This is a genomic window from Allosphingosinicella sp., assembly GCF_036387215.1.
Classification (GTDB): Bacteria; Pseudomonadota; Alphaproteobacteria; order Sphingomonadales; family Sphingomonadaceae; genus Allosphingosinicella.
Genome location: NZ_DASVUE010000256.1, coordinates 1 through 7,735, shown reverse-complemented (window position 1 = coordinate 7,735; position 7,735 = coordinate 1). Strand labels below are relative to the sequence as shown.

Here is a 7,735-nt window from a genome sequence, read left to right as displayed (position 1 = left end):
TCTCGGAAAATTGCTTGAGGGACATGGCTTGCTCCGAAAATGTCCTCCCCTGCTTTTGCAGGGGAGGGGGACCATGCGAAGCATGGTGGAGGGGCCGGCGCGGCAAAGCCGCGCCGTCGGACGGGTTCGGCGACGCCGCCCCGCCGGCCGAGCTCGGGCGAGTCAGCGGACCAGCTTCGCTGGCCGCTGCCGCACGATCAGGTTCTCAGGCCGCCGGCCTCAGGACTTCCTGGCCTTCGCTCCAGTTGCACGGGCAGAGCTCGTCGGTCTGAAGGGCGTCGAGCACGCGCAGCGTCTCCTGCGGGTTGCGGCCGACGTTGAGGCCGTTGACGGTCACGTGCTGGATCACGTTGTCCGGATCGATGATGAAGGTGGCGCGATAGGCGACGCCGGCATCGGGAGCGATGATCCCGAGCGCGTTCGCCAGCTCCTTCTTGTTGTCGGCGATCCAGGGAAAGTCGGCGGCGGCGAGCCGCTCGTCGGCCTTCCGCCACGCATGGTGGACGAAGTCGGTGTCGGTCGAGGCGCCGATCAGGACGGCGTCGCGATCGGCGAAGTCCTGCGCCAGCTCGCCATAGCCGATGATCTCAGTCGGGCAGACGAAGGTGAAGTCCTTCGGCCAGTAGAAGAGGATCTTCCACTTGCCGCCCGTCTCGCCGAGGTCGAGCGTCTCGCCCGCCGGAAGGGCGCTGCCCTGCTGGACGGGAACGGTGAGGGAAGGAAGCTTGTCGCCTACGGTTAGCATGGTGTCTCCTGTTGCAGTGCAGCTTGAATGTCGCAGCGCAGCATCTAGGTCGCTGGCTTCGATCGTTCAAGGCGGTTATAGCAGGCTTATTGAGTGAGTTTTTCGATGACAGTTCACCTGCCGACGATCAAACAGCTTCAGTATCTGGTGGCGCTCCGCCAGCGCGGCCATTTCGGCCGCGCGGCCGAGGCGTGCTTCGTCACCCAGTCGACTTTGTCGGCCGGGTTGCGGGAGCTTGAGAGCCTGCTCGGCCTCACCCTGGTGGAGCGCACCCGCAGGGTCGTCCGCTTCACCCCGCTCGGCCTCAAGATCGCCGACAAGGCCGTGCGGGTGCTTCGCGAGGCGGAGGAGCTGACCGACATCGCGCGCGCCGAAGGCAAGCCGCTCCACGGCGAGCTGCGGCTCGGCGTCATCCCCACCATCGCTCCGTTCCTGCTGCCGGCGATGCTCCCGCGGCTCCGCACCCGCTGGCCCGACCTCAAGCTGTTCCTGCGCGAGGAGACGAGCAACGCCGCCTGCGAAGCGCTTCACCGCGGCCAGCTCGACAGCGTGCTACTGGCGCTTCCATTCGCCTGCGGGGACGTCGATCAGGCGCTGCTGTTCGACGACCGCCTGTTCGTCGCCTTCCCGCGCGGCGAAGCGCCTCCCAACGCCAGCGTCGAACCCGGAATGCTCGACGCCAACCGGCTGCTGATGCTGGAGGACGGCCATTGCCTCAAGGACCATGCCCTCTCCGCCTGCAACCGGCCGGAGCTTCGCGCCGAGGCGACGATGATGGGCACGTCGCTGCACACCCTCGTCCAGATGGTGGACAACGGGCTCGGCGTCACCTTCGTGCCGGCGATGGCGCTCCAGGCGGGGATCCTCGAGGGCACCAATGTCGATGCGCGGCCGCTGAAGTCGGAGCACGGCTTTCGCCGCGTCGCGCTCATCTGGCGGCGGTCGAGCCCGCGCGAGAAGGAATTTCAGCTGCTTGCCGATACGCTCCGCCAGATCGCGGAAGAAGTCATTCCAGACCTAACAGCCACCGATCCAGCGCGACGGCCCTTACCTGCGCCCGGGGCAGGTTACGGTTGAGCTCGGCACGGTTCCGCATGATCCAGCTGAGGCAGCCGAGTTCGCTATCGAACGCCTCGAAATCGTCGTGGCTCGCACGCAATGTCCGGCCGTCGACCATGAACCGCGCGCCCCGTCGGCAGCCCGGGGAGCCTGCCCAATCGCGCTCGGGCGAGACCACCGCGGGCACCCAGTAGGTCCTGCCCCAATCGAGCCGATCGACTTCGCTCCGGTGCATGAGCCGGCGCCTCCATAGCGAGCCTTGCCGCAGCCGCGGGTTCGGCTGCGGCGGCTCCCGATGATGCTCCTCGGCCGGGAGCGTGGCAACCCGGCCGATGACCTACTCCGCGGCGGCCGGTTCCGCGATCCCGATCGGCTCGACGCTGTCCGGATTCTGCGGCAGGTCGAAGCGATCGGCGTTCATCACCTTGGTCCAGGCTTTTACGAAGTCGCGCACGAACTTCTCTTCGTGGCCTTTCTCGGCGTAGACTTCGGCGACGGCGCGGAGCTGACTGTTCGCGCCGAAGATGAGATCGGTGCGCGTCGCGCGCCATTTCTCTTGGCTCCCGCCGCGATCGTAGCCGATGAACTCCTCGTCCCCGCTTGTGTCGACCACCTGCCAGAAAGTGTCGTTGTCGAGCAGGTTGACGAAGAAGTCGTTGGTGAGCTGCCCCTTGCGGTTCGTGAACACGCCCTCCGGCCGGTCCTGATAGTTCGCGCCGAGCACCCGAAGCCCGCCGAGCAGCACCGTCATTTCCGGCACCGAAAGGCCGAGCAATGAGGCGCGGTCGAGCAGCAGCTCCTCCGTCTTCACGCTATGCTTGGTCTTCAGATAGTTGCGGAAGCCGTCGGCCGCCGGCTCCATCACGGCAAAGCTCTCCGCGTCCGTCCAATCCTGAGTCGCATCGCCGCGGCCGCCGAGGAAGGGCACATCGACCTGGAAGCCGGCATCCCGTGCCGCCTTCGAGACGGCGGCGGTGCCCGCCAGAACGATCGCATCCGCCATCGAGAGGCTGCCGCGCAGCTCCTCGATCTTCGCCAGGATCCGGCCGAGCTCCTCCGGTTCGTTGACGGCCCAGCCCCGCTGCGGCTCGAGCCGGATCCGGGCCCCGTTGGCGCCGCCGCGATGATCCGACCGGCGATAGCTTGAAGCCGATGCCCAGGCGACCTTCACCAGCTGGCCGATGCTGAAGCCCGCCGCCAGGATCTTGTCCCTGAACGCCAGCACTTCAGCGTCGGTCGGCATGCGGCCGGCGGGAACAGGATCCTGCCAGATCAGGTCCTCCTCCGGCACTTCCGGCCCGAGGTAGCGGACCTTCGGACCCATGTCGCGGTGGGTGAGCTTGAACCAGGCGCGGGCGAAGGCGTCCTTGAACGCCTCATGGTCGTTCCTGAACCGCTCGGAGATCACTCGGAACTCGGGATCGACCTTCAGCGCCATGTCGGCGGTGGTCATCATCGTCGGCACCTTCCTGCCCGGTACATGGGCGTCCGGCGCCATATCCTCTTCGCGCTGGCCCACCGGCTGCCACTGCTGGGCGCCTGCGGGCGAGCGGACGAGCTCATATTCGTAGTCGAGGAGAAGCCGGAAATAGTTTTCGGACCACTCGGTCGGCGTGTTCACCCACGCGCCTTCGATGCCGCTGGTGATCGTATGCTCGCCGAACCCGCTTTCATGCGCGCTCGCCCAGCCGAGGCCCTGGAGCGCGATGTCGGCCCCTTCCGGCGCTGCATCGACGAGGCTCGGATCGCCCGCGCCGTGCGCCTTGCCGAACGTGTGGCCGCCTGCGGTGAGCGCGACCGTCTCCTCATGGTTCATGGCCATGCGCTCGAACGTGATCTTGATGTCCCGCGCCGACTGCAGCGGGTCGGGCACTCCGCCCGGACCTTCGGGGTTCACGTAGATGAGGCCCATCTGGACGGCCGCGAGCGGATGCTCGAGCTCCTTTTCGCGCTCCGGCTGGATCCGCGTTTCCTCCGCCTCCACCCACTTCTCCTCGGCACCCCAATAGATGTCGCGCTCGGGCTCGAACACGTCCCGGCGCCCGCCGCCGAAGCCGAAGACCGGGCCGCCCATGTCCTCGATCGCGACGTTGCCGGCCAGGATGAAGAGGTCGGCCCAGCTGATATTCTTCCCGTATTTGCGCTTGATCGGCCACAAGAGGCGCCGGGCCTTGTCGAGGTTGCCGTTGTCGGGCCAGCTGTTGAGAGGTGCGAAGCGCTGCTGGCCGCTATTGGCGCCGCCGCGCCCGTCGGCGGTCCGGTAGGTGCCCGCCGCGTGCCAGGCCATGCGGATCATCAGCGGCCCATAATGCCCGTAATCGGCCGGCCACCAGGGCTTGCTGTCGGTCATCATCGCCCGGAGGTCGGCCTTCAGCGCCTGATAGTCGAGCGCGTTGAAGGCTTCGGCATAGTTGAAGTCCTCGCCCATCGGGTCGGGCGAGGTGCCGCCCTGGTTGAGGATCTCGAGCGGCAGGGACTCCGGCCACCAGTCCCTGTTCTGCCGGCCGAGCAGCGAACGCACGGTCGTCGGCCGATCCACCGGGCAGCCGCCCATTTCCCCAGTCTTCGCGTCCATGCCTCGCCTCTCCTCTGTTTGTGGCGAGAGGCTAGGCTTCGGGGGTGACGGGCGGAAACGACAAATCTTTGTCAGCGCCGGTGGAAAAATCGATCAGTGCGGCTGCTCAATCCATGTGCTTGAGGCCGACGCGCAGATAGTCCCAGCCGGTGACCATGGTCAGCGCCGCCGCCGCCCAGAGGCTGGCGAGGCCGACGGTGTGGACCCATTGCCATTGCGGCAGCGCGCCCGCCAGGATCAGCGCCCCGAGCGCGACCAGCTGGAACGTCGTCTTCCACTTGGCGAGCTGGCTCACCGGCACCGATACCTGCACCCCCGCAAGGAATTCGCGGAGCCCGGAGACGATGATCTCGCGAAGCAGGATGATCAGCGCCGGCACGATGTGGAAATCGTGGATGATGGGCACCCCGCTCGCCTGCCGGGTGGAAACGAGCATGATGATCACCGCGGCCACCATGATCTTGTCCGCGATCGGATCGAGGAACTGGCCGAGGCGTGACACCGTCCCCTGCGTCCGCGCGAGGTAGCCGTCGAAATAATCCGTGATGCCGACGAGGCAGTAGAGAACGTAGGTGATGGCATAGTCCCACCAGCTCGGTTTCCACAGCAGGAACACCAGGATCGGCACCGCGAAGATGCGCGACAGGGTGAGGAGGTTGGGGAGCGTCAGCATCTTGCCCTTATGCCTGTAGCGGATGACGCCGCGCCTGTGGAGAGACGTTCTGCCGCTGGACCTCGGCGGATTAGCCGCTATGACCCCATGCCCATGCCCAGCAGCTTCGGCCCCTGCCTCTAAACCCCCATGCAAGGATCCCTGAAGCTTCTCGGCAAGCGCCGCTTCCTGCCGCTGTTCGCGACCCAGTTCCTCGGCGCCTTCAACGACAATCTCTACAAGTCGGCGATGGTGATCCTCGTCACCTACGCCATCTACAGCGACGAGACGCGCGAGGCGACGTTCAACGCAGTCGCGGGCGGCCTCTTCATCCTCCCCTTCTTCCTTTTCTCGGCGCTTGCCGGGCAGCTCGCCGATTCCGTCGACAAGTCGCGCATCATCCGGATCGTGAAGACCGCCGAGATCCTGATCATGGTTGGAGGCGCCGCCGGTCTGCTGCTGCACAATGTGCCGCTGCTGCTCGCCGCCCTGTTCGCGATGGGCGTCCATTCGAGCTTCTTCGGCCCGATCAAATATGCGATCCTTCCGCAGCACCTGAAAAAGGACGAGGTGCTCGGCGGCACCGGCCTGGTCGAAGCAGGCACCTATGGAGCGATCCTGCTCGGCACCATCGCCGGGGGACTGCTCGGCCGAGAGCATGGCGAGATCGCGGCTGCCGGTGTGCTCGGCATCGCTTTGCTCGGCCGCATCACCGGAGCGATGGTTCCCCCTGCCCCGCCCGAACCCGACGCCCCGCTGCCGAAGATGGACTGGCACATCATCCGCGCCTCGATCACGCTCGTGAACGCGACGATGCACATCCCGCGCCTGTTCCTTGCGATCGCATCGATCAGCTTCTTCTGGGCGATGGGAGCGATCCTCGCCGCCCAATTCCCGCCGCTCGTCAAGAACGTGCTCCACGCCAACGAGCAGGTGGCGACCCTCTTCCTCGCGATCTTCTCGGTCGGAGTCGCCGTTGGCTCGGTGCTGATCAACCGAATGCTCGCGGGCCGGGTGCTCGCCAAATTCTCGCCCGCCTCGGCGATCGCGATGGGCCTGTTCGTCTGCCACCTCTACTGGAACGTGCTCTACTGGCCCGTGGACGAAGGCGCGCTGATGACGTTCCGCGAATTCATCACCATCCCGCGCGCCGAATGGATCATGTTCGACCTCTTCGGAGTCGCCGTCGCAGGCGGCATGTTCGTGGTGCCGCTCTACGCCTTCCTCACCACCACTGTCCCCAAGTCGGAGACGGCGCGCACGGTGGCTGCCAACAACATCGTCAATTCAGGCGCGATGGTGCTTTCGGCGATGCTTCTGACGGGATTGGTGCTTGCGGGCGTGTCGGTGGCGGGCACGCTTCTGCTGGTGGTGGCGGCAAGCCCGATCGCGGCCTGGATCTCCTGGAAGCTCCACCTCGCCTGCGATTGAGGCGCGGCGGCCGTTAGAGCAGCAACGTTCCGAAGAAGATCAGCCCGCCCACCCAGCCGGTGAGGAACAGCCGCACGTCCTTCGAGAGCGTCGGTGCGGGCGCTTCGGCGGCAGGCGCGCTCCACTCGGAAAACGGCCTTGCCGGCGTGTAGTCCTGGCGGGCGATGAGCGGCGAGAGGCGGTTCATGGCCACCGGTTAACGGCCTCTTTACCAATGCATCAAGCCGCTATCAGGGTTAACGAAAGTGCCGTCCCGGCGCGGCACAAAGGGCGGCAAAACGTGACCGCCTGCGGGCATCGGCGGGGTGCCGGGTAGCGAAACGTTAACCCGGGAGCGCTTAGACCGGAGAGTGTGGGGGTGAACTGACGAGCGCCGTAATGGCGCGAGGAGCGAAGTCGCCTGATGCCGCCATTCACGCAGCCGCAAATCGCGCCGGACCGCTGATCATGGGCTGCCACCATCACGACTTCGAGAGCGCACTGAAATCCGCTCCCGTGGCCTCGGAAGACGAGTCCGGGCCGCCCTCGTTCGTGGGCGAGAGCGAGTTCGAATTCTTCACTCGGCGAGCGCTAGAGGAAGCGCGGCTCGCGCAGCAGGCGCTTACCCCAGCCGCCGCCAACGCCCACCGCTATCTCGCCGCCGCTTATTCCGAGCAGCTGGCGCGGCACATCAAGGTGCATTCCGAGCTCGAAGACCTGCTGGGCGCACTCCCCTGAAACGTTGACGAGCAGTCCCGCTTCGGCTTCACTCCACGGATGAAGCTCCTCATCGCCGCACTCGCTTTGGCTCTCCTCGCAGCGCCTGCCGCAGTGGCTGCAAGGGAACCCGCCCGCACCCTCACGGAGGCCGCCGACGGGCGGCAGATCGTTCTCGGTCGCGGCGAGACGCTGCGGCTCCGCCTCGAGAGCAACGGGACGACCGGCTATTCCTGGGAAGTGGCGGAGCTTCCCCGCATCCTGAAGCGCACCGGCGACCGCTACGTTGCTCCCTCCGCGCCGCCGGGCGGGCCGCCCATGGCCGGAGCCGGCGGAAGCCAGGAATTCACCTTCGCCTCACGTTCGGCCGGACGCGGCACGCTGCGCCTCGTCTACCGCCAGCCGTGGGACAGGAAGGCGCGCCCCGACCGAAGCTTCCGCCTTTCCGTTCGGGTCCGCTGATCCGGCTGCTCAGCCCGCCGCAGAGGCTCCGACAAGCACCGGCTCGAACCGGGCCAGCGCCTGCCTTCGCACCTCCTCGCGGATCACCTTGCCGGTGCTCGTCCGCGGCATCGCC

9 protein-coding genes are annotated in these 7,735 nt (G+C 66.6%); 4 read left to right on the top strand and 5 right to left on the bottom strand.

Annotated elements, in window-relative coordinates; genetic code table 11:
- Positions 1 to 205: 205 nt before the first annotated feature.
- A complete protein-coding gene (locus VF662_RS10495) occupies positions 206 to 745 on the bottom strand; it encodes a peroxiredoxin (RefSeq protein ID WP_464140744.1) in 540 nt (179 codons plus the stop codon).
- 105 nt (positions 746 to 850) lie between these two features.
- Between VF662_RS10495 and VF662_RS10490 the strand changes: the two genes are divergently transcribed.
- Positions 851 to 1,822, top strand: coding sequence for a LysR substrate-binding domain-containing protein (locus VF662_RS10490; RefSeq protein ID WP_464140742.1), 972 nt, complete (start codon positions 851 to 853; stop codon positions 1,820 to 1,822).
- Here the strand turns inward: VF662_RS10490 and VF662_RS10485 are convergent.
- The 3 genes from VF662_RS10485 to pgsA all read right to left on the bottom strand — a co-directional run bounded on the left by VF662_RS10485 (position 1,752) and on the right by pgsA (position 5,052).
- A complete protein-coding gene (locus tag VF662_RS10485) occupies positions 1,752 to 2,039 on the bottom strand; it encodes a hypothetical protein (RefSeq protein ID WP_464140739.1) in 288 nt (95 codons plus the stop codon). The two genes, VF662_RS10490 and VF662_RS10485, sit on opposite strands and share 71 nt — an antisense overlap.
- A gap of 102 nt (positions 2,040 to 2,141) precedes the next feature.
- Positions 2,142 to 4,379 (bottom strand): catalase/peroxidase HPI, encoded by a 2,238-nt coding sequence (gene katG, locus VF662_RS10480; RefSeq protein ID WP_464140736.1) that lies wholly within the window; start codon positions 4,377 to 4,379, stop codon positions 2,142 to 2,144.
- 106 nt (positions 4,380 to 4,485) lie between these two features.
- Positions 4,486 to 5,052, bottom strand: a complete 567-nt coding sequence (gene pgsA, locus VF662_RS10475) for a CDP-diacylglycerol--glycerol-3-phosphate 3-phosphatidyltransferase (protein WP_464140734.1) — start codon at positions 5,050 to 5,052, stop codon at positions 4,486 to 4,488.
- 129 nt (positions 5,053 to 5,181) lie between these two features.
- On the opposite strand from pgsA, the gene VF662_RS10470 reads away from it, so the two are divergent.
- The gene (locus VF662_RS10470) at positions 5,182 to 6,462 is read left to right on the top strand and encodes an MFS transporter (RefSeq protein WP_464140731.1); all 1,281 of its coding nucleotides are present in this window, start codon (positions 5,182 to 5,184) and stop codon (positions 6,460 to 6,462) included.
- Between the two features lie 13 nt (positions 6,463 to 6,475).
- Here the strand turns inward: VF662_RS10470 and VF662_RS10465 are convergent, their stop codons facing one another.
- A complete protein-coding gene (locus tag VF662_RS10465; protein ID WP_464140729.1) occupies positions 6,476 to 6,655 on the bottom strand; it encodes a hypothetical protein in 180 nt (59 codons plus the stop codon).
- A 185-nt stretch (positions 6,656 to 6,840) separates the two neighbouring features.
- On the opposite strand from VF662_RS10465, the gene VF662_RS10460 reads away from it, so the two are divergent.
- Together VF662_RS10460 and VF662_RS10455 are read left to right on the top strand one after the other, a co-directional pair.
- A complete protein-coding gene (locus VF662_RS10460) occupies positions 6,841 to 7,179 on the top strand; it encodes a hypothetical protein (RefSeq protein ID WP_464140726.1) in 339 nt (112 codons plus the stop codon).
- Positions 7,180 to 7,218: 39 nt separating this feature from the next.
- Positions 7,219 to 7,620: a protease inhibitor I42 family protein gene (locus VF662_RS10455; RefSeq protein ID WP_464140724.1), complete on the top strand. Its 402-nt coding sequence runs from the start codon at positions 7,219 to 7,221 to the stop codon at positions 7,618 to 7,620.
- Positions 7,621 to 7,735 lie beyond the last annotated feature (115 nt).